We start from the raw sequence: 21,104 nt of genomic DNA on the forward strand, positions 1-21,104 counted from the left end.
TCTTTTTTTTTTTTCCACCGCAAGACGCATACCGGTTTTTTTGCTTTTTCGTGGGGTCGGGGGTTGTTTAAAAGGGAAAGGGAGGGACCCTCACGCCTCCGGGACCGCGGCGCTCGCCCGGCGCCCCACCTGGGTCCGTACCGCGCCCATGCTGGCCGCGATGACCAGGGCGATCGCCGCCGCTTCCGTGGTGGACAGGGTCTGGTCGAGGATGAGGAAGCCGGCCGCCGCCGCGATGGCCGGTTCGAGGCTCATCATGATCGCGAAGGTGGGGGCGGGCAGGCGGCGCAGGGCGAGGAGTTCGAGGGTGTAGGGCAGGACCGAGGACAGGACCGCCACCGCCGCGCCGAGGCCCAGCGTCACCGGGTCGAGGAGCTTGGTGCCCGACTCGACGATGCCCAGCGGCAGGAACAGCACCGCGCCCACCGCCATCGCCAGCGCGAGCCCGTCCGCCTGCGGGAACCGGCGTCCCGTACGGCCACTGAAGACGATGTACGCCGCCCACATCACGCCCGCCGTCAGCGCGAACGCGGCGCCCAGCGGGTCGAGGTCGCCGACCCCGCCGCCGAGCAGGAACACGCCGGCGAGCGCGAGCCCGGCCCACACGAGGTTCACGGCGCGCCGTGAGACGAGGACGGAGAGGGCGAGCGGGCCGAGGACCTCCAGCGTGACCGCCGTACCCAGGGGGATGCGGTCGACGGACTGGTAGAAGAGGCCGTTCATCGCGGCCATGGTGACGCCGAAGACGACGACGGTGCCCCAGTCGGCGCGGGAGTATCCGCGCACCTTGGGCCGGCAGACGACGAGCAGGACGACGGCCGCGACCAGCAGCCGCAGCGCCACGACGCCCAGCGCGCCCGCGCGGGGCATCAGGGTCACCGCGAGCGCGCCGCCGAACTGGACGGACACCCCTCCGGCGAGCACCAGCCCGACGGGACCGAGGGCGCCCCATCGGGCGGGGGCGGAGGCCGTGGCAGCCGCGCCGGTGGAGGTGACGGGCTGCCGGGTCGGCGCGGTGGTCTCGGGGGTGCTCACGGGCGGTCCAGGGGTTCGGTGGGCTCCGCGCCGGCAAGGCGTGGCGTGCATCACGATGTACTGCGCAGTCCAGGGTAATGGACTACGTCAGGTGTGTGAAGCGAATTCGCCACTGACCGGCGCAGTCAGGTGGCGCGGAGCCCGCCCGTCGGCCTCGGCGGCACGCCACGTACGGCCCCAGCGGCACGCCATGTACGACGACCTCGGCGGCACGCCATGTGCGGCCTCAGCGGCGCGCCATGTACAGATCGAGCGCCCGATGGAGCACCCGGTTCAGCGGGAAGTCCCACTCCCCGAGGTACTCCGCGGCCTGGCCGCCCGTGCCGACCTTGAAGCGGAGGAGGCCGAGGAGGTGGTTGCCGTCCTCCAGGGTGTCGGTGATCCCGCGCAGGTCGTAGACGGCGGCGCCGAGGGCGTGGGCGTCGGACATCATGCGCCACTGCATGGCGTTGTTGGGCTGGACCTCGCGTCGGCGACTGGTGGAGGCGCCGTAGGAGTACCAGACGTGCTCACCGACGGTGAGCATGGTGGCCGCGGCGAGGATCTCGCCGTCGTGGTGGGCGAGGTAGAGCCGCATCCGGTCGGGATGTTCGGCGTTGAGCGCGGTCCACATGCGCCGGAAGTAGGCCAGGGGCCGCGGAATGAAACGGTCCCGTTCGGCGGTCTCGACGTACAGACCGTAGAACGCCGCCAGGTCCTCCTGGTCGCCGCGGACGACCTTGACGCCCGCCTTCTCGGCCTTCTTGATGTTGCGCCGCCACTGCTGGTTGAGGCCGCCCTGGATCTCCTCCAGCGACCGCCCGGCGTACGGCACCTGGAAGACGTACCGCGGCTGTCCCGCCGCGAAGCCGTCCTCGCCGCCCGGCTCGGCCTGCCGCCAGCCGGCGCCGCGCAGCCGTTCGGCGACGTCGAGGGCGGGCGGTTCGGTGGAGGTGGGCTCGGCGTCCCCCAGCCGCCGGGCGCCCGGATCGGCGATCGCGGCCTTCACGGCGTCGGCACTCCAGCGGCGTACGACGACGGGCGGGCCCATCTTCACCGAGAACGCGCCGCGCGCCTTGAGGTGGGCGAGCATCGGCTTCAGCCAGCGCTCGACGAGATCCGCCGCGAACCAGTCGACGACCGGCCCCTCGGGCAGATAGGCCAGGTACCGCTTCAGCTTCGGCAGCGGCCGCAGCAGCACCAGCCCTGCCCCCACGAGATCCCCCCGCTCGTCGAACCACCCGAGGCTCTCCGCCCGCCAGTCCGGCTTCACGTCCCCCCACGCGGGGATCTGCATATGGCTGACGGAGGGACGGCCGGCGACGAACGCCAGATGCTCGTCACGGGTGATCGTCTGGACACGCAGGCTCATAGGGCGGGGCTCCTTCGAATGGCGGAACGACGGTCCGGCCAGGGTAGAAGTCACCCACGGCCGTCCCGAGGACCGAACGCCTCGGGCGCCCGCGTGTCCGACCCGCCGTGTCACCGCTCCTCCGGCGGGTCCTCCGGCCGGTCCTCCGGCCGCTCCCGCAGCCCCTCGTCCAGCCCCTCGTCCAGCACCTCGTCCAGCCCCTCCGCCAGCACCTCCGCGAGGTGCCGCCCGCGTACGCCCGCCAGTTGTTCGAGCTGGGTCCGGCAGGAGAAGCCGTCCGCGAGGACCACCGCGGACGGCCCGGCGGCCCGTACCGACGGCAGGAGCTGTTCCTCCGCGCAGGTCACCGACACCTCGAAGTGGCCCTTCTCGAAACCGAAGTTGCCCGCGAGGCCGCAGCAGCCGCCGGTCAGTTCGCCGTCGAGCCCTGCGGCCTCGCGCAGCCGACGGTCGGCCGTGTCGCCGAGGACGGCGTGCTGGTGGCAGTGGGTCTGGCCGACGGCGGGGCGGTCGAGCCGGGGCGGGCGCCAGCCGGGGGCGTGCCGTTCCAGGGTCTCGGCGAAGGTGAGGACGCGGGCGGCGAGACGGGCCGCGCGCGGGTCGTCGTGCAGCAGCTCGGGCAGGTCGCTGCGCAGGGCGGCGGCGCAGCTCGGCTCCAGCACGACGACCGGGGCGTCCGTGTCCAGCACGGGTTCCATGAGGTCGAGGGTGCGGCGCAGCACCACGCGCGCGTGGTCGAGCTGCCCGGTGGAGACGTACGTCAGCCCGCAGCAGACCCGCCCGCGCCGGGCCGTCAGCAGGGCCGCCGCGCTCCTGGAGCGCCCGTCGCCGACCGGCCGCCCCCGCATCCGCAGGGTCGGCGGCAGCGCCACCCGCAGCCCGGCGGCCTCCAGCACCCGTACGGCCGCCCGCCCGACGGAGGGCGCGAGGTGCTCGGTGAAGGTGTCGGGCCACAGGACGACGAGACGGCGGGAGCCGTCTTCCGGCTGCCGCCTCCCCCGCCACCACCGGCTGAACGTCTCCCCGGCCGGCCGCGGGATGTCCCGCTCCACGGCGATCCCGCCCACCCGTTTCGCGACCCACGCCAGCGGCCCCACCCCCGCCAGCGCGTTGACGAGCGGTGCCGTGCGCGTACGGCTCACCCAGCGCAGCCAGACCGGCAGGCGGCCCATGCTGTAGTGGGCGGCCGGGCGGCGGCGGCCCGCGTAGTGGTGGTGGAGGAACTCCGCCTTGTACGTGGCCATGTCGACCTCGACGGGGCAGTCCGAGCGGCAGCCCTTGCAGGAGAGGCAGAGGTCGAGCGCCTCCCGCACCTCCTCCGACCGCCAGCCGTCGGTGACGACCTCTCCGGCGAGCATCTCGTGCAGCAGGCGGGCGCGCCCGCGCGTGGAGTGCCGTTCCTCGCCCGTGGCCCGGTAGGAGGGGCACATGACGGCGGGCCCTGACGCCGTCGTCGTACGGCATTTGGCGACGCCGACGCAGCGGCGGACGGCGGCGGTGAAGTCGCCGCCGTCGCCGGGGTAGCCGAAGGCCACGTCGACGGGTTCGCGGGGCAGGACGGCGAAACGCAGGCCGGAGTCGAGGGGGGCGGGGCGGACCAGCATGCCGGGGTTGAGGAGGTCGTCGGGGTCCCAGACGGCTTTCGCCCGTCCGAAGAGGGCGACCGTCTCCTCGCCGTACATCCGGGGCAGGAGTTCGGCGCGGGCCTGGCCGTCGCCGTGCTCCCCGGACAGCGAGCCGCCGTGCGCGACGACCAGGTCGGCCTGTTCCTCCGAGAAGCGGCGGAAGCGGCCGACGCCCGCCTCGGTGAGCAGGTCGAAGTCGATACGGACGTGGATGCAGCCGTCGCCGAAGTGCCCGTACGGCGCGCCGCGCAGGCCGTGCGCGGTCAGCAGGGCGCGGAACTCGCGCAGGTACGCGCCGAGCCGGGCGGGCGGCACCGCGCAGTCCTCCCAGCCGGGCCAGGCCTCCGTGCCGTCCGGCATCCGGGTGGCCGTACCGCTGGCGTCCTCCCGGATGCGCCACAGGGTGCGCTGCGCGGCGCCGTCCGTCACCACGCGCGCGTCGACGACGTCGGCGGCCCGCACGATCGTCTCCGCACGCGCGCGTGCCTCACCGGCCGACTCCCCGCCCGTCTCCACGAACAGCCATGCGCCGCCGCGCGGCAGCCCTGCCTCCGAACGCACCAGGTCGGCGGCCATGCCCTCGACCGTCAGCGGCCCGTACGGCAGCAATCCGGCGGCCGATTCGGCGGCGGCGCCCTCGTCGGCGTAGCCGAGCACGGCGAGCGCCCGCGCGCGTGGCGCCTCGACGAGAGAGACCAGCGCCTCCGTCAGCACGCCGAGGGTGCCCTCCGAGCCGCAGAACGACCGGGCGACGTCGGCGCCCTTCTCCGGCAGCAGGGCGTCCAGCGCGTATCCGGAGATACGGCGGGGCAGCTCGGGAAACCCGGTGCGCAGCCGCGCCAGCTCACCCTCCGCCAGCGCCCGAAGCCCGTCGGGCGCGCCGGCGAACCCCTGGCCGAGCCGCAGCCGCTGCCCGCGCGCGGTGAGGACGTCCAGCTCGCGCACGCTGTCCGCCGTCGTGCCCCAGGCGACCGAGTGCGAACCGCAGGAGTTGTTGCCGATCATCCCGCCGAGCGTGCAGCGGCTGTGCGTGGAGGGATCGGGCCCGAAGCGGAGCCCGTGGGGGGCGGCGGCCTCCTGGAGCCGGTCGAGCACCAGCCCCGGCTGCACGACGGCCGTGCGGGCATCGGCGTCCAGTGCGACCAGCCGGTTCATGTACCGGGTGAAGTCCAGGACGACACCCGTTCCGGTGGCCTGCCCCGCGATCGACGTCCCCCCGCCCCGCGCCACGACCGGCACCCCGTGCGCCCGGCACACCTCCAGTACGGCCGCCACGTCCTCGGCGTCCCGAGGGGCGACCACCCCCACGGGGACCCGCCGGTAGTTGGACGCGTCCATGGTGACGAGGGCCCGCGAGGTCACGTCGAAGCCGACATCACCCCGGACGGCCTTGCGCAGTTCGGCTTCGAGATCCGGCATGGGTCCAGCAAACCAGCTCCTGCGGCCGCCCGGCACGGGACGCCTGCCCGCCCCCGCGGCCCCCGCCATATGGCGTCTCGGGCGTCTCATCGGACGGACGACGTTTCGAGCACGTTTCTCCACCGGATACGCTCGCCTCGTGGCTGAGATCCGGATTCCTGCTGACATCAAGCCCGCCGACGGTCGATTCGGCGCTGGCCCCTCCAAGGTGCGGGTGGAGGCGCTGGACGCCTTGGCCGCCACCGGCACGTCGCTGCTCGGCACCTCCCACCGACAGGCCCCGGTCAAGAACCTGGTCGGCCAGGTGCGCGAGGGCATCTCCCAGCTGTTCCAGCTCCCCGAGGGCTACGAGGTGGTCCTCGGCAACGGCGGCTCCACCGCCTTCTGGGACATCGCGACGCACGGCCTGATCGAGAACAAGTCGCAGCACCTCAACTTCGGCGAGTTCAGCTCCAAGTTCGCCAAGGCGGCCAAGCTGGCGCCGTGGCTGGCGGAGCCGACGGTCATCGCCTCCGACCCGGGGACGCACCCCGACCCGCGCGCCGAGGCGGGCGTCGACGTGTACGCCTTCACGCACAACGAGACGTCGACCGGTGTCGCGGCCCCGGTCAAGCGGGTCGCGGGTGCCGACGAGGGCTCGCTGGTCCTGGTGGACGCGACGTCGGGCGCCGGCGGCCTGCCGGTGGACATCGCCGAGACGGACGTCTACTACTTCGCCCCGCAGAAGTCCTTCGCCTCCGACGGCGGCCTGTGGATCGGCGTGTTCTCCCCGGCCGCGATCGAGCGCGCGGAGCGCGTCCACGCGTCCGGCCGCCACATCCCGGAGTTCTTCTCGCTCCCGACGGCGATCGACAACTCGCGCAAGAACCAGACGTACAACACGCCGGCCCTCTCCACTCTCTTCCTGCTGAACCAGCAGCTGGAGTGGATCAATGGCCAGGGCGGCCTGGCCTGGTCCACGGCCCGCACGAAGGACTCCTCGACCCGCCTCTACGGCTGGGCCGAGGAGAGCAAGCACGCGACCCCGTTCGTCACCGACCCGGCCAAGCGCTCCCAGGTCATCGGCACGATCGACTTCACCGACGAGGTGGACGCGGCGGCCGTCGCCAAGGTCCTGCGTGCCAACGGCATCGTCGACACCGAGCCCTACCGCAAGCTCGGCCGCAACCAGCTCCGCGTCGCCATGTTCCCGGCGATCGACCCGGCGGACGTCGAGGCACTGACGAAGTGCGTCGACTACGTCATCGAGCAGCTGTAGCAGCTCCAGTACCTCCCGTACGACATGGAGGGGCGCCCGGTGTGAGTCACACCGGGCGCCCCTCGCTGTCGTACACCGCGCCGGCCCCGCCTGATCGGTCCGGCGGACATCGTGGCAGGCCTCGGCACCGCGGCCTCCCACGGCCCGGCCCTTGGGGGGCCGTTCAGCAAGACAGGCCCACGTCGAGGCAGTTGGGCACGGCTCGCCCGACCTCGCAGGCCGTGTACGACATCAGCCGACGGGGTTCGCAGGGCCGTGGTGATCACGGTCCGGTAAAAATCCGAACCTCACCTTTTGTGAAGGGTTTTCACAACTGATAGAACTCTTGTTCTGACTGTCGTTCACCTGTGCAGGAGCGGTGACGCCGCCGGGGGGCTCTTCCAGGTTTGCCGACTCTTCTTCCTTCCGCCGCGTCTCGTCCGCCCGCACGTCTTCGGGCGACGGCAAACGTGAATTGGGGAGGAAGCCTGCATGGGCCGAAGAAACGCCCGTAGGCCGGCGCTGCGGTGGAGTGCGGTGGCGGTCGCCGCCGTGGCCGTCGTGGGGACCGTGACACCGATGTCGTACGCGGCGCAGACCGCGAGTGAGCCCGCGCCGAAGCGGGTCGGGGCGGCGCCGAAGGTGCCGGCGGGGGCCGTGCGGACCGCTGATCCGGCGGGGAGCGAAGCGCTCAGTCTGAGTGTCGTGCTGGAGCCGCGTGATGCGGCGGCGCTCAGTCGGTTCGTCGCCGAGGTGTCCGATCCGAAGTCGCCGAACTACCGCAAGTACCTCGGTACCGGCGAGTTCGCGAGTGCCTTCGGCGCGCTGCCGCAGACCGTCGAACAGGTCAAGGGCGAGCTGGAGAAGAAGGGGCTCACCGTCGGTGAGCTGGAGCCGGACGGGCTCACCCTGCCGGTGACCACGACCGTCGCGGGCGCCGGCGACGCCTTCGCCACCGACTTCGACGGGTACAAGCTGAAGGACGGCGACACCGGTCTCGTCAACACCCGCGCCCCGCAGTTCAGCGGGACGACGGCGGGTGCGGTTCGCGCCGTCGTCGGGCTCAGCACGCTGGGCTCGTACCGGCCCAAGCACACCGGCACCCGGGCCAGCGGCGCGCGCAAGGCCGCGGCCACCAGCGTCGACGGGCCCTCGGCCCGGCTGACCGGAACCACGCCGACGATGTGCGCCGGCATCCGCGACCTGTACGCGGACACCTCCGGCGGCTGGCCGGCGGCGTACGACAAGACCGACTACTGGAGCGCAAGGTCGCTCGCCGCCGCCTACAACATGGCGGACCAGGCGAACGTGCAGAGCGGCACCACGATCGCCATCTACTCGCTGGAGAACTACGACCTCCGCGACATGAACAGCTACCAGAGCTGCCACGGGACGAAGGTCCCGGTCAGCTCGGTGCGGGTCAACGGCGGTCCGAGCGAGCCCTCCGACATCGACACCGGTGTCGGCCTGGAGACCGCGCTCGACGTCCAGACCATCATCGGTCTCGCCCCGCAGTCGAAGATCCTCGTCTACCAGGGCGTCAACTCCTGGACCGAGGGCACGGCGACCTACCGGAAGATCGTCACCGAGAACCGCGCCAAGGTCGTCTCGGTCAGCTGGGGTCTGTGCGAGCTGAACACCCCGGCCGACGTCATGGACGCCCAGAACCTGCTCTTCCAGCAGGCCGCGGCCCAGGGCCAGACGGTCGTCGTGGCGTCCGGTGACAGCGGCTCCACCGGCTGCTACTACCCGGGCGAGAACACGCCGAACGCCTCGACGCTGGCCACGGACTTCCCGTCCGCCTCGCCGTACGTCGTCAGCGTCGGCGGTACCACGATGAGGACCGCGGTCACCAACCAGACCACCTGGGTCGGTTCCGGCGGCGGTGTCTCCTCGCGGTACACCCTGCCGGCGAACGGCTACCAGAACGGGCGGACAGGCGCCGGTTACACCGACGTCTGCGTGCCGGACTCCAGCCAGGTCTGCCGTCAGGTCCCGGACGTCTCCGGCGTCGCCGACCCGGCCACCGGCTACCCGGTCGCCTTCGGTCACGACACCTCGGGCAGCCAGTACTGGAACATCATCGGCGGCACCAGCGGCGCCGCCCCGGCGTGGGCAGCGCTCTTCGCGCAGGCCGACCAGGACCTGTCCTGCCAGGCCAACGGCACGGTCGGCTACGCCAACCCGGCGCTGTACAAGCTGCCGGCCACCGCGTTCCGTGACGTGACCACCGGTCACAACAACCTGACGGACTCCGGCAACTTCAGCGGCCTGTACAAGGCGGGCGCGGGCTACGACCTCGCGACCGGACTCGGCACGCCGAACGGCAAGGAGATCGTCAAGGGCCTCTGCGCGGCCGTACCGCGCTCCCCGGCCTCCACGTTCAACGCGCTGACCCCGGCCCGTGTCCTCGACACCCGCTACGGCATCGGCCGCGCCGGCACCTCCCCGGTCGCCGTCAACGGCACGGTCAAGCTGAAGGTCGCGGGCGTCGGCGGGGTGCCGGCCACCGGTGTCACGGCGGTCGTCATCAACGTCACGGCGGCCTCGCCGTCCGGGCCGGGCTTCCTGATCGCCTACCCGAGCGGTACGACCCGTCCGACGTCGTCGAACATGAACTGGCTCAAGGGCCAGATCGTGCCGAACCTGGTGACCGTTCCGGTCGGCAAGGACGGTTCGGTCGACCTGTACAACGCGGGTGGCGGTACGACCCACTTCATCGCGGACGTCTCCGGCTACTACTCCACCGAGGCGGGCGGCAGCACCTATCTGCCGAAGGGTCCGGCCCGTGTCCTGGACACCCGCGGCGCCATCGGCGTGACCACGAGGACGCCGGTCGCGGGCAAGGGGACCGTGTCCCTGAAGGTCGCGGGCGTCGGCGGGGTGCCGGCGACGGGGGCCACCGCCGTCGTCCTCAACGTCACGGCGACCGCCGCGACGTCGACCGGTCACCTGATCGCGTACCCGAACGGGGCGACCCGCCCGACCGCGTCGAACATCAACTGGCTGACCGGCCAGACCCGGCCGAACCAGGTCGTCCTGCCGATCGGCGCGGACGGCAAGGTCAACCTGTACAACGCCGGTACCGGCACCGTGCACTTCATCGCGGACGTCTTCGGCTACTACACGCCGACGACGGACGGCTCGTCCTTCCACACGGCGGGCCCGAGCCGGCTGCTCGACACCCGGTACGCCCTCGGCACGGCGGCGGCCAAGCCGGTGCTCGGTGGCACCAACCTGGTGCTCAGCCTGCTCGACGGACACACCCTGGCCAACGCCAAGGCCGTCGTCCTGAACGTCACCGCCACCGCCCCGACGGCCAACGGCTTCCTGACCGTCTGGCCCGACGGAACCACCCTGCCCAACGCGTCCAACCTCAACTGGACCAAGGGACAGACCGTGGCCAACCTGGTGACGGTGCCGGTGGTGAACGGAAAGATCGACTTCCGCCCCAACGGCGGAAGTGTGCATGTGATCGCCGACCTGTTCGGCTACTACCTGTAGTACGTGATGTGTGAGGGCCCGGTGTCCGTTGCGGCCACCGGGCCCTCACGCATGCCGCAGTCGTCTCCCTACGCGAACTGCCGCAGGAACGCCTGCCAGGACTGACGGGAGACGCCGATCAGCGGACCGTCCTGCCGCTTGCTGTCGCGGACGGCGCGGCCGTCGTCGGTTGTGTCGGCGACCTCTACACAGTCGCCCTGTTGTCCGGAGTACGACGACTTCCGAAAGCTGCCCACAACCTCGGTCACGTCACTCTTCCTTCATGTTTCGCCATACATCCCGGATCAACCTCGCGCTGGCATCCGGCGCCAACGCTGCCGATCGTAGTAGGTCATACATATTGGCGTAAGCCGTGAGGTCTTCCGGGGCTTCAAGGACCGACGTGCCTCTCAGATTCTCCAGGGTCACTGCCTCGACGACCGGCTCGGAGTCGAAGCTGAACGAGGAAAACGCGGAGGTCGTAGCTGCCAGTGCTCCGGCACTGAACGGCAGTACCTGCACCGTGACGTTCTTCCTCTCACCGATTTCGAGGATCGCGGTCAGTTGCTGCCGGTGGATGTCGAAGTGCACCAACGGCTGCGTGATGACCGCCTCCCACAAGATGGCCGTGTACGACGCCCCACCTTCCCCGATCTTGGCCTGGCGCCCCTCCCGGACCTTCACCAACTGCTCAAGCACCTCGGGGGCCACATAGCCAGGCCCCGCCGCAATGACCGCTTCCGCGTAGGTCGGAGTCTGCAACAGGCCTGGCACCAAGGCGGGCTGCCACTGCCGGATATACGTCGCGTCGTCCTCCAACGCGATGTGGTCCAGGTAGTCCGGCCGCAGGTGTGCCGCGTGCTCCAACCACCAGCCCCTGCGCTTCGACTGCCGGGACAACTCCTCCAGCTTCTGCCGGACTTCGAGATCGCGCACCCCGTACGCATCCAGCATGGCCCGGATTTCGAGGGGCCGGGCGGACACGTGCCCTGTCTCTATGCGGCTGACCCTGGTCTGGTGCGCCGCGATCACCTCGGCGGCTTGGACCTGATCCATCTTCGCCGCCAGCCGGTACGTCTTGAGCGCGGCACCAAGTCGCCTGCTGCGCACGGTCGGTCGTCCACCCACGGGCATCCCGGCCCCCTCTCTGTCGCAGCCAAACTGTAGAGCATGACTCGACCGAACATATATCCAACAGCATGTATGCACCTGAATCAGTTGTTGATCCTCCTCCTGCACCTCTAGCCTCATGAAAGTCCGGCGTTTTCCATCAGCGTCTTGACGACACGTCAGGAGGGACGGCACCCCCATGCCCGCAACCGAAACCTTCCGCATCCCCAAGCACAGACGGCACGTCCCCGACGCGCGCCAGCGCGTACGCAAAGCCCTCGTCGGCTGGGGCGTCACCGCCCAACTCGCCGACTCGGTCGTCCTCCTGGCCAACGAACTCGTCACCAACGCCGTGACCCACTGCCGGGTCTCCGACGCCCAGGTCCAGGTCACACTCACCCTTCACGGGACCGAGTTGGTCCTGGAGGTCTCGGACCCCGACCGGAACCGGCTCCCCCGGCTCCACCACTCCGACCCGGACGAGGAACGCGGACGCGGACTCGCCCTGGTCGCGGCGCTGGCCGATGCCTGGGGATGCCGGCAGGAGCCGTACACGAAGTGCGTGTGGGCCCGGTTCCTGCCGGTGGTGGCCGACGCAGCGGAGAGGTCCCATGTTCCGGCTGCTTTATGACACGGTCTCCCGCCTGTTCGGCCAACCCCGGGCCCCGGAACCGCCGATGGCCGACCTCGCGAGGGAGGTCCGGACACCCGACCCCTACGTATGGCGGCTGCCGGACCCCCACGACGCCCGCTGGCGTCGCTGGGCCAGGCGCTCCCGTGCCGTCGGCCACCGGCTGCCGTTCCCGTGCCGGGAGGACTGCTGGGAGGCGACGGCTCGGCCTCGGTCACCCTCGTGGTCGACGGACGACGACGTGGTGCGGCCGTACGTCCTCAGACCTTGACGCTCCGGCGCACCCGCGCGATCACCTGCTGAGCGTCGGAGCCGTAGACGGCGGCGACCTGCCCCCCTTGGAAACGGCGTACTGGCTCGTCAAGCCTCATGCACTGGTGCGCGGCACCTGGGACGAGGCGAAGGACGCGGCGACATGGCTCGGGGAGCGGCTGGCCGAGTTGGCTCCCCGGTTCTCGTCGGAGGTGCGGCGCGATGCCGGTCAACTGGACCGCCATGTCACCTCCGCCGCCGAGCGGCTGCGCACGGGCGCGGACGTGACGCTGGGCTTCTACCTCGAACGCCCCTCCTACGTCTCCCTCGCCCTCGTGACCTGCTTGCCGAACCGCGACCGACCCGGACTCCCGTGCCCCCTTGCCGTCATAGGGACGAGCGGCGAGGCGGGGGCGCCCGGCCGCCACCGGACACCCCCGCCCCAAGCCGCACCGCTCACGCCGCCGTGCAACTCACCGCCGGTACGCCCCCGCCGCCCGGCGTCCCGCCGAAGCCGAAGCTCGCCGAACCGCCCGCCGCCAGCGCCCCGTTGTGGGCCGCGTTCGTCGCGGTGACCGTCGATCCGGTCTGGGTGTGGGTCGCGTTCCACATGCTGCTGACCTTCTGGGTGCCGGGCCAGGTCCAGGTCACCTTCCAGGAGCTGAGGGCCGTCGTACCGGTGTTGGTGACCTTGACGTCGGCGTTGAAGCCGCCGCCCCAGTCGCTGCTGACCGTGTAGGACGCGGCGCAGGCGGCCGTGCCACCGCCGGGGCCACCCGGGTCACCGGGACCGCCCGGCCCCCCGCCCCCGCTCGCGAAGCCCGGCGCCTTGACGCTCGTCAGGTAGCCGTCCTTCACCGTGTCCACGGTCTGCCAGTCGTCCTTGAGGATGCCGCCGGTGTCACCGGAGTTGGGGTTCCAGGACCAGAAGGTCCAGTGGAAGGAGTCCGCGCCGTAGGTCGACGTGGGCCGCAGGTAGTCCACCAGCGCTGCCAGCCACTTCTGGTCCACCGTCGACTGGAGTGTCGTGCCGAACTCGCCCACCCACACGGGGGCGATGTTCTGCTTGAAGATGTAGCCCCAGTACCTGTCCCAGATGCCGGGCATGTTCGCGGGGAACGCGGGGTCGCTGAACCAGCTCTGCTGGGCCACGCTGGTCGCGTAGTCGTGGGCGGAGTAGACGACCCGGTTCGCCACGTCGAGCTGCACCGGGTACTGGGCGACGCCCATCAGGTTGCCGCCCCACCAGCCGGAGACCCCGTTGAAGGTCTGCACGCCCTCCACGAAGATCAGCAGGTCGGGGTTGACGGAGAGGACGGCGTTCCCGGCGCGCTGGGCCGCGAGCCGCCAGTCCCGGGCCGTGTCACCGCAGCCCCAGCAGGCCGGGTCGTGCGGCTCGTTGTGCAGGTCGATGCCCACGACGGTGGGGTTGCCGGCGTAACGGCCCGCCAGGGACCTGAGGTTGGCGATCCACGTCGACTCGGGGACCGCCGAGGTGTACCAGAGCGCCGACTGTCCCGCACCGTCCGGGCGGTGCCGGTCCAGGATGACTTTGATGCCGCGCTGGCCGGCGTAGCCGACGATCTTGTCCAGGACCTGGAGCGAGGTGAGGCCTTGCAGGTCGGCGTTCTTCCCGGAGGAGAAGTCGATGCTGTCGGGGACGGCGCCGGGCTTGAGGATGTCGTCGCTGAAGGGGAGGCGGAGGGTGTTGTAACCCGTCGCTCCGATCTGGTCGATCATGCTCTTGTAGTCGCGGGACCAAAGGCCGTGGAGGACTTTGTTGGAGGTCTCGAAGCCGAACCAGTTGATGCCGGCGACGCGGACCGGCTGTCCGGCCGCGTCCAGGATCTGGCGTCCGCTGGTGTGCCAGTAGCCCGCTCCCACGGCGTCCGCCGCGTGGGCCGGCGGGGCCGAGGCCAGGGGGATCAGCGGTAGCAGGAGTGCGGCGGCGGCCGCGCACAGCGCTCTGCGCAAGGTGCGGAACATGTCGCTGCTTCCTCTCGGGGGGCGCGGGCCGGAACGAGTGGGAGCGCTCCCACCACCGCGCCTCCCATGGAAGAGGGATCACATGAACACGTCAAGATGGCTGACGTGAGCTGGTGCACGAGGAATCCGTGAGGGCGGGATGGAGACGAAGGGGTGGAGGGGGCTGGAGGCCCAGCAATTGGCAGACCTGGGCCGGCGACACGCCGTGGAACCGGCGGATCGCCGGCCCGTATCCGCCGATCGACGGCCGCCGAGCAGAGCCGGTCAGCGGCCGCCGAGCAAAGCCGGTCAGCGGCCGCCGAGCGAAGCCAACGGCGGCCGCCGGGCCCGTAGGCCGACAGCGTCTACTTCAGGTGTCGGTCCAGGAACCGGCACCCGTCCTCCAGCTCGAACCACGGGGTGCCGGTGTGTCCTCCCTGATTGGCGTGCAGCGTCTTCTCCTTGCTGCCGAAGGCGTCGAACAGGTCCAGGGCCCGTTGCCGGGGGTTCCCTTCGTCGTCCCACTGCAGCAGGAACAGCAGCGGAATGGTGACCTGCCGGGCCTCCTCGCGCTGGGCACGGGGCACGTACCCCCCGGCGAAGAAGCCTGCGGCCACGATGCGCGGTTCGACCACCGCGAGGCGGATGCCGAGGGCGGTCCACCCTCCGGAGTACCCGACCGGGCCGCCGATCTCGGGCAGTTCGAGGAGGGCGTCCAGGGTGGCCCGCCATTCCGGGACCGCGTTTTCGACCAGCGGGCCGATGAAGGACTCGAAGATCTCGTCGACCGGCTCGCCGGCCCGCATCGCCCGGCGGAGTTCGGCGCGGACCTGCTCGTCGGCGGCGGAACGGGGCCGCTCGCCGCACCCGGCGGCGTCGATGGTGGCGACCGCGTAACCGCGCGCCGCGGTGTACCGGGCCCGGGCCACCAGCCGGGGATCGGCCTTGGGCAGGCCGTTGTTGTGGGCCATCAGGATCAGCGGGGCCGGTGCGGCGGATTCAGGCGTCCACAGGGTGCCGGGAATCTCGCCGAGGGTGAATTCGCGCTCGAGGACGCCGTCGTCGAGGCGCTGTTCGGCTGTGAATCGCGGGAAATGCATGGTCGTGCCTTTCGGAAGTGCACTGGAACGGCACTCCCGGACGACCTATCGCCCGACCGTGACCCCGGAGGGGAGCACCCATGTCGATTCTGCGTTCACGGGTACCACCTCCTCGTTCTGTCGCACGGCCTCCAAAAACGTAGCAGCGGTCACCGTGGCCCGCCACTGACTTTCGCCACAGGCTCAACGCCTCCGCCGCAGCCGGCCGAGGCCGAACAGGGCCAGCAGGACGGCAGCCACCGCGACCGCGCCCACCTTGACGTTCCCGCTCATCCCGGTGCCCCCACCCCCGTCGGCGCCCGCCGAACTGCCGCTGCCGGACGGCGAGTTGTCTGCCGCCTCGCCCCCCGGCGCGTCCTCCGCCTGCACCTCGCTCCCGGCGCCCTCCGTGCCGTACATCAGCTTCGAGCCGTCGGCGGAGAAGGTGACGGACTCGCCCTGGCGTTGCAACGGCACGTCGAGGCGGCCCAGCCGTTTGGGGGCGCCGCCGTTCCAGTCGTAGTCGATGCCGCCGAAGTAGCCGCGTACGGCGAGGCTTTCGCCGTCCGGGGAGAGGGCCGCGTCGGTGGCCCACAGCTCGATGGGGGCGACGGGCCGCAAGACGTTCTTTCCGGAGGCGGACAGCTTGGCCGGAGCCTCGTACAGGTGGCCGCCGTCCTCCTTCTTGTCGATGATGTACACGCGCCCCGTCTTCGGGTGGACCAGCATCGACTCGGCGTCGCGCGGGCCGTCGGAGTACGTGACGACGTACTGCGTGGCGCGCACGGTCGCGTTCTTCAGCTCCTTCGGCTCGGGCAGCTCGTAGATCCACACGTACGGCCAGGTGCCGCCGAGGTTGTCGCCGATGTCACCGACGTAGATCCGGTTGCCGGGGCCGATGGAGATCGCCTCGACGTCGCGCGGGGTGCCGATGCCGGTGAGGGTGAGGCGGGCGACGGTCTTCCCGGTGGAGCCGTCGACGGCGTAGAGGTAGGGGCCGTCGTCGCTGTCGTTGTGCGTCCAGTAGATGCCGGGGTGCTGGCGGGAGGCCGCCAGACCGCTCGACTCGGTGATCCTCGGGTCCTCGATCGTGAAGCTCTTGTCGCCGTCGGCGGCGGAGACGGGCGCGGCGAGCGCACCCACGAGCAGGGCCCCGGCAAGGAGGGCGAACGGTCGGCGCATGCCCCCAAGACTGCCATCCCGCACACCTGTTCCGGGCTCGTGGCCCGGCTCACATCCCATGCGCCGTTCCGATCCCTCATGATGATCGGATGCTCAGGATCATGCCCGTCGGCGACTCGATGACGATCGGCAGCTCGGGCGAACTCACCTGGCGTCACCGCATGTGGCGGCACCTGTGCGCGACGTACGGCGGCCCGGTCACCCTGGTCGGCCCCCGCGAGACGCTGTACGACAAGGCCGTGGACGCCCCCACCTCGCATGCGTACGCCGATCCCGACTTCCCCCGGCACCACCTGGCCGGCTGGGGCGAGGGCTGGCTGCACATGGCGCCGCTCATCGAGGACGCGGTCCGCGACTGCCGGGCGGACATCCTGCTCGTCTCCCTCGGCCTCATCGACCTCGGCTTCTACACCAACGCCGAACAGACCGCGTGCAACGTACGCGCCTTCGTGGAACAGGCACGGGCGGCGAACCCCCGGATCGGCATGGTCCTCCTGCCGGTGATCCCCAACATCCGCGCCACCACCGACGCACCCTTCGGCACCCAGGTGGCCCACTTCAACGAACTCCTGGCGAAGACCGCCGCCGACCTGAACGCACCGCCCTCCCCCCTCCTCCTCGCCTCGGTCCCGGAGACCTGGGACATCGGCACCGACACCTACGACGGCACCCACCCGAACGCGAAGGGCGAACACCAACTGGCCGGGGCCTTCGCGGAGGCGCTGCACCAGGGGTGGGGACTGGGCGGGCCGTACGGGGGCTGAGGCACACGCCCGCGTCCGCCTTGTGGCATACGCACCACCCCATGCCCTGGTCACCGTGCGTATCGTTGTACCGCGCGGCTGTACCTGAGTGAGGGCAGCCGGGGAGGAGCGCCACGATGACCGTCGTAGACGACAGGATCGCCATGGCCGACGACGCGAACACCCGGCACCTGGACGAGTTGTTCGAGCTGCTGGAGCAGATGCCCGTCCCCGAAGGATTCAGGGTCGAGATCGTCGGGGGCAGCGTCTTCATGACACCGCAGCGGGACACGCACTGGGGGATCATCCGCCGGATCGTACGAGCCGTCGAGGACAGGTTCGGGGTGGATGTCAGGGTCTTCTCGGACGTCCGCATCGACTTCCCCGGCCACGAGAACGGCTTCTGCCCGGACGTGGCCAAGCTCCGCGACTCCGCCGAGAAGGACGACGAGGGCCGCTGGCGTCACGAGGACGTCGAGTTCGTCGCCGAGGTCATCTCCCAGGGCACCGCCACCAACGACTACGGCCCGAAGAAGACCGCCTACGCGACCGCGGATGTCCCCGTCTATCTCGTCGCGGACCCCTACCAGGGCCGTTGCTACGTCTACACCGATCCCAAGGACGGTCACTACGTCACGAGCACGAGGGTCGACTTCGGCGGTGCCGTCGATCTGACGGGAACCGTCGTCGACCTCGTCCTCGCCACCGACACGTTCCCCCGCGACTGACCGTCCGCCCTTGCGTCGAGCGCACTCGAAGTCGTTGGCTTGTGCCCATGAAGTACACGCAGCTCGGACGCACCGGACTCAAGGTCAGCCGACTGGTCCTCGGGACCATGAACTTCGGACCGCAGACAGACGAAGCCACCAGCCACACCATCATGGACGCGGCGCTGGACGCGGAGATCAACTTCTTCGACACCGCGAACGTGTACGGCTGGGGTGAGAACAAGGGCCGTACCGAGGAGATCATCGGGAACTGGTTCGCGCAGGGCGGCGAGCGCCGCGACAAGGTCGTGCTCGCCACCAAGATGTACGCGAACATGGCCGCCACCGACGAGGCCTGGCCCAACCACGACAAGCTCTCCGCGCTGAACATCCGGCGCTCTGTGGACGCGTCGCTGAAGCGGCTCCGGACCGACCACATCGACGTCTACCAGTTCCACCACGTCGACCGGAACACTCCCTTCGAGGAGATCTGGCAGGCCATCGACGTGCTCGTGCAGCAGGGCAAGATCCTCTACGTCGGGTCCAGCAACTTCCCCGGCTACAAGATCGCCCAGGCCAACGAGATCGCCGCCCGGCGCGGCGGCACCATCGGCCTCGTCAGCGAGCAGTGCCTCTACAACCTGGCCGAGCGGCGAGCCGAGATGGAGGTCATCCCGGCCGCGCAGGAGTACGGCCTCGGGGTGATCCCCTGGTCGCCGTTGCACGGCGGGCTGCTGGGCGGGGTCATCAAGAAGGAGGTCGAGGGCGGGCGCCGGGCGAGCGGCCGGGCCGCCGACACCCTCGCGAACCCCACCTCGCGCGCACAGATCCAGGCGTACGAGGACCTGCTGGAGAAGCACGGTCTGGAGCCCGGCGAGGTCGCGCTGGCCTGGCTGCTGACCCGGCCCGGCGTGACCGGACCGATCGTGGGCCCGCGCACGGCGGAGCAGCTCGTGTCCGCCGTGCGGGCGGTCGAGCTGGAGCTGAGCGAGGAGCTGCTGGCCGGGCTCGACGAGGTGTTCCCGGGCCCGGGTCCGTCCCCGGAGGCCTTCGCCTGGTAGGCGGGCCCGTCGGCAGGAGCGTACGGCGGCGGCCGGGCGGGCGGCCTCGGCCCGTCCGAGGACTGGCGGCTCTGGGCCACTCGCCGGCTCCGCAGAGCCTGGTCGCCGCCATCAAGCCTGGCCCCCGCCTTCCGGTGCGGCGCAGGCGGGCAGGTAGGTAGGTAGGCAGGTCTACGGCAGCGGTGGGCTGCGGCGGTCGGTCACCTTCCGAGCGCCGCCGCCACCGCGACCAACACGAACATCAATACGAGCGCACCGGCCATGATCCGGTTCCGGGTCTTCGGGTCCACCCTTCGAGCCTAACCGGCCCCGCCGAGCGCCCAGCGGCCGACCGGCACATAGTGCGGCTGCTCCCCCGCCACCCCGGACCTCGGCAGGTCGCTGCGCACGAGCGTCAGCTCCCGTACGGTCCACTCGCGGCCGGCGAAGGCGTGCAGCGAGTCGACGTACGGGTGGGGGTCGAGGGCCTCGCGGCTGCGGGCCACCGTCAGGTGCGCCTTGTAGCGGCGGTGCTCCCCCAGGTCCACGCCCGCCTTGCGGCCCGCGGCCTCCGCCCGGTCGGCGAGCAGCCGCAGTTCCGCCACCCCGCCCGCGGCCCCGGTCCACAGGGCCCGCCCGTGCCCGAACTGCCCGCCGCCGCGCAGCGCCAGTGCGAAGGGTGCGGTGCGCCGGGCGGCCCGCTCCAGCCGTGCCGACAGTTCCGGTACGGCCTCCTCGTCGACCTCGCCGTAGAAGGCGAGGGTGAAGTGCCAGCCGGGGCGGCCGGTCCAGCGGAGCCGGTCCGCGCCGGGCAGCTTCTTCAACGCGGCGACCTCGGCGGCGAGTTCGCTGGTGACGTCCTGCGGTGGCAGCACGGCGGCGAAGAGTCTCATGGGGCCAGTGTGCCTCGCGTCACCAGCGCCGGGCGGCGTCGCGTACCAGCCACGTCACGCCACAGGTGCCAGGTCCTTGAGCCGCTCCTTCGGTACGAACCGCAGGGTCGGGTGGCCGTGCCGCCAGCCGACCGTGAGGCGCAGGCCGCCGACGCGGGCCAGGACCAGGCCGATGACCGCCGCCGCGAGCGCGGAGACCGCGCCGCCCGCCGCGAGGCCCGCCCGGACGCCGTAGACGTCGGTGATCCAGCCGGCGATGGGTGCGCCGACCGGGGAGCCGCCGAGGAAGACCATCATGTAAAGGGCCATGACGCGGCCGCGCATGGCCGGGTCGGTGCCCATCTGGATGGTGGTGTTGGCGGTGACGTTGACCGTCATGCCGAACATGCCGATCGGCACCATGAACAGCGCGAACAGCCAGAGGGAGGGGGCCGCGGCGGCGGCCAGCTCCATCAGGCCGAACGCCACGGCCGCCGCGATCAGCACCCGCATCCGGGAGGTTCCGCGGCGGGCGGCGAGGAGTGCGCCGACCAGGGAGCCGACGGCCATCAGGGTGTTGAAGAGGCTGTAGGAGCCCGCGCCCGCGTGGAAGACGTCGTCGGCGAAGGCGGTGAGGTAGACGGGGAAGTTGAAGCCGAAGGTGCCGATGAAGCCGACCAGGACGATCGGCCAGATCAGGTCCGGGCGCCCGGCGACGTAGTGCAGGCCCTCCCGCAGCTGGCCCTTGCCGCGCGGGGCGCGCTGGTCGGCGTGCAGTTCGCGGCCGCGCATCAGCAGCAGTCCGGCGATGGGCGCGACGAAGGAGAGGCCGTTGGCGAGGAACGCCCAGCCGGTGCCGACGCCTGTGATCATCAGGCCGGCGACGGCGGGGCCGACGAGGCGCGCGGACTGGAAGTTGGCGGAGTTGAGGCTGACCGCGTTCTGGAGCTGGTCCGGGCCGACCATCTCGGAGACGAAGGACTGGCGGGCCGGGTTGTCCAGGACGGTCGCGAGTCCGACGGCGAAGGCGGCGACGTAGACGTGCCAGACCTCGACGCGGCCGGAGAGGGTGAGCAGCGCGAGCACGATCCCGGTGGCGGCCATGGCCACCTGGGTGAAGAGGAGGATGCGGCGCTTGGGCAGGCGGTCGACGAGGACGCCGCCGTAGAGGCCGAAGAGGAGCATCGGCAGGAACTGGAGGGCCGTCGTGATGCCGACGGCGGTCGCGGAGCCGGTGAGGCTGAGCACGAGCCAGTCCTGGGCGATGCGCTGCATCCAGGTGCCGACGTTGGAGACGACCTGGCCGGCGAAGAACAGGCGGTAGTTCCTGATCCTGAGCGAGCTGAACATCGAGGACCTGCGGGTTCCCCCGG

General features: G+C 71.1%; 16 protein-coding genes and 1 pseudogene. 7 read left to right on the forward strand and 10 right to left on the reverse strand.

Going from position 1 to position 21,104, the window contains the following annotated elements:
* Positions 1 to 90 precede the first annotated feature (90 nt).
* From P1P75_RS25975 to P1P75_RS25985, 3 genes are all read right to left on the reverse strand, one after another.
* Positions 91 to 1,035: an EamA family transporter gene (locus tag P1P75_RS25975; RefSeq protein WP_319259481.1), complete on the reverse strand. Its 945-nt coding sequence runs from the start codon at positions 1,033 to 1,035 to the stop codon at positions 91 to 93.
* Between the two features lie 226 nt (positions 1,036 to 1,261).
* Complete coding sequence (locus tag P1P75_RS25980; protein WP_319259484.1) at positions 1,262 to 2,386, reverse strand: peptidoglycan bridge formation glycyltransferase FemA/FemB family protein; 1,125 nt, start codon at positions 2,384 to 2,386, stop codon at positions 1,262 to 1,264.
* A gap of 110 nt (positions 2,387 to 2,496) precedes the next feature.
* A complete protein-coding gene (locus P1P75_RS25985; RefSeq protein WP_319259486.1) occupies positions 2,497 to 5,430 on the reverse strand; it encodes an FAD-binding and (Fe-S)-binding domain-containing protein in 2,934 nt (977 codons plus the stop codon).
* A 139-nt stretch (positions 5,431 to 5,569) separates the two neighbouring features.
* Between P1P75_RS25985 and serC the strand changes: the two genes are divergently transcribed.
* Together serC and P1P75_RS25995 are read left to right on the forward strand one after the other, a co-directional pair.
* On the forward strand, positions 5,570 to 6,688 hold the full coding sequence (gene serC / locus P1P75_RS25990; protein ID WP_319259489.1) for a phosphoserine transaminase: 1,119 nt from the start codon (positions 5,570 to 5,572) through the stop codon (positions 6,686 to 6,688).
* A 471-nt stretch (positions 6,689 to 7,159) separates the two neighbouring features.
* Positions 7,160 to 10,171: a S53 family peptidase gene (locus P1P75_RS25995; RefSeq protein WP_319259492.1), complete on the forward strand. Its 3,012-nt coding sequence runs from the start codon at positions 7,160 to 7,162 to the stop codon at positions 10,169 to 10,171.
* A gap of 68 nt (positions 10,172 to 10,239) precedes the next feature.
* On the opposite strand, the gene P1P75_RS26000 is transcribed toward P1P75_RS25995, so the two are convergent.
* Positions 10,240 to 10,419: a DUF397 domain-containing protein gene (locus P1P75_RS26000; protein ID WP_319259494.1), complete on the reverse strand. Its 180-nt coding sequence runs from the start codon at positions 10,417 to 10,419 to the stop codon at positions 10,240 to 10,242.
* A gap of 1 nt (position 10,420) precedes the next feature.
* Positions 10,421 to 11,284, reverse strand: a complete 864-nt coding sequence (locus tag P1P75_RS26005) for a helix-turn-helix transcriptional regulator (RefSeq protein WP_319259496.1) — start codon at positions 11,282 to 11,284, stop codon at positions 10,421 to 10,423.
* 175 nt (positions 11,285 to 11,459) lie between these two features.
* Between P1P75_RS26005 and P1P75_RS26010 the strand changes: the two genes are divergently transcribed.
* Positions 11,460 to 11,891 (forward strand): ATP-binding protein, encoded by a 432-nt coding sequence (locus tag P1P75_RS26010; RefSeq protein ID WP_319259499.1) that lies wholly within the window; start codon positions 11,460 to 11,462, stop codon positions 11,889 to 11,891.
* A gap of 296 nt (positions 11,892 to 12,187) precedes the next feature.
* Positions 12,188 to 12,529, forward strand: a pseudogene (locus P1P75_RS26015) (hypothetical protein); the annotation flags it as partial.
* 70 nt (positions 12,530 to 12,599) lie between these two features.
* On the opposite strand, the gene P1P75_RS26020 reads toward P1P75_RS26015, so the two are convergent.
* From P1P75_RS26020 to P1P75_RS26030, 3 genes are all read right to left on the reverse strand, one after another.
* On the reverse strand, positions 12,600 to 14,129 hold the full coding sequence (locus tag P1P75_RS26020; protein ID WP_319259502.1) for a cellulase family glycosylhydrolase: 1,530 nt from the start codon (positions 14,127 to 14,129) through the stop codon (positions 12,600 to 12,602).
* A 344-nt stretch (positions 14,130 to 14,473) separates the two neighbouring features.
* Positions 14,474 to 15,208 (reverse strand): alpha/beta hydrolase, encoded by a 735-nt coding sequence (locus tag P1P75_RS26025; protein WP_319259506.1) that lies wholly within the window; start codon positions 15,206 to 15,208, stop codon positions 14,474 to 14,476.
* A gap of 183 nt (positions 15,209 to 15,391) precedes the next feature.
* The gene (locus tag P1P75_RS26030) at positions 15,392 to 16,369 is read right to left on the reverse strand and encodes a WD40 repeat domain-containing protein (RefSeq protein WP_319259508.1); all 978 of its coding nucleotides are present in this window, start codon (positions 16,367 to 16,369) and stop codon (positions 15,392 to 15,394) included.
* 89 nt (positions 16,370 to 16,458) lie between these two features.
* On the opposite strand from P1P75_RS26030, the gene P1P75_RS26035 reads away from it, so the two are divergent.
* The 3 genes from P1P75_RS26035 to P1P75_RS26045 all read left to right on the forward strand — a co-directional run bounded on the left by P1P75_RS26035 (position 16,459) and on the right by P1P75_RS26045 (position 18,880).
* A complete protein-coding gene (locus P1P75_RS26035) occupies positions 16,459 to 17,133 on the forward strand; it encodes a GDSL-type esterase/lipase family protein (RefSeq protein ID WP_319259511.1) in 675 nt (224 codons plus the stop codon).
* Between the two features lie 116 nt (positions 17,134 to 17,249).
* Entirely contained in the window at positions 17,250 to 17,840 is a 591-nt protein-coding gene (locus P1P75_RS26040) for a Uma2 family endonuclease (RefSeq protein WP_319259514.1), read from the forward strand.
* 47 nt (positions 17,841 to 17,887) lie between these two features.
* Complete coding sequence (locus P1P75_RS26045; protein ID WP_319259516.1) at positions 17,888 to 18,880, forward strand: aldo/keto reductase; 993 nt, start codon at positions 17,888 to 17,890, stop codon at positions 18,878 to 18,880.
* A 299-nt stretch (positions 18,881 to 19,179) separates the two neighbouring features.
* On the opposite strand, the gene thpR is transcribed toward P1P75_RS26045, so the two are convergent.
* Positions 19,180 to 19,752 carry an RNA 2',3'-cyclic phosphodiesterase gene (gene thpR, locus P1P75_RS26050; RefSeq protein WP_319259519.1) on the reverse strand — a complete coding sequence of 191 codons (573 nt, stop codon included), beginning with the start codon at positions 19,750 to 19,752 and terminating at the stop codon, positions 19,180 to 19,182.
* Between the two features lie 54 nt (positions 19,753 to 19,806).
* Positions 19,807 to 21,081, reverse strand: a complete 1,275-nt coding sequence (locus tag P1P75_RS26055) for an MFS transporter (protein WP_319259520.1) — start codon at positions 21,079 to 21,081, stop codon at positions 19,807 to 19,809.
* Positions 21,082 to 21,104 lie beyond the last annotated feature (23 nt).

The organism is Streptomyces sp. ID05-39B, assembly GCF_033794725.1.
Lineage (GTDB): Bacteria > Actinomycetota > Actinomycetes > Streptomycetales > Streptomycetaceae > Streptomyces > Streptomyces bobili.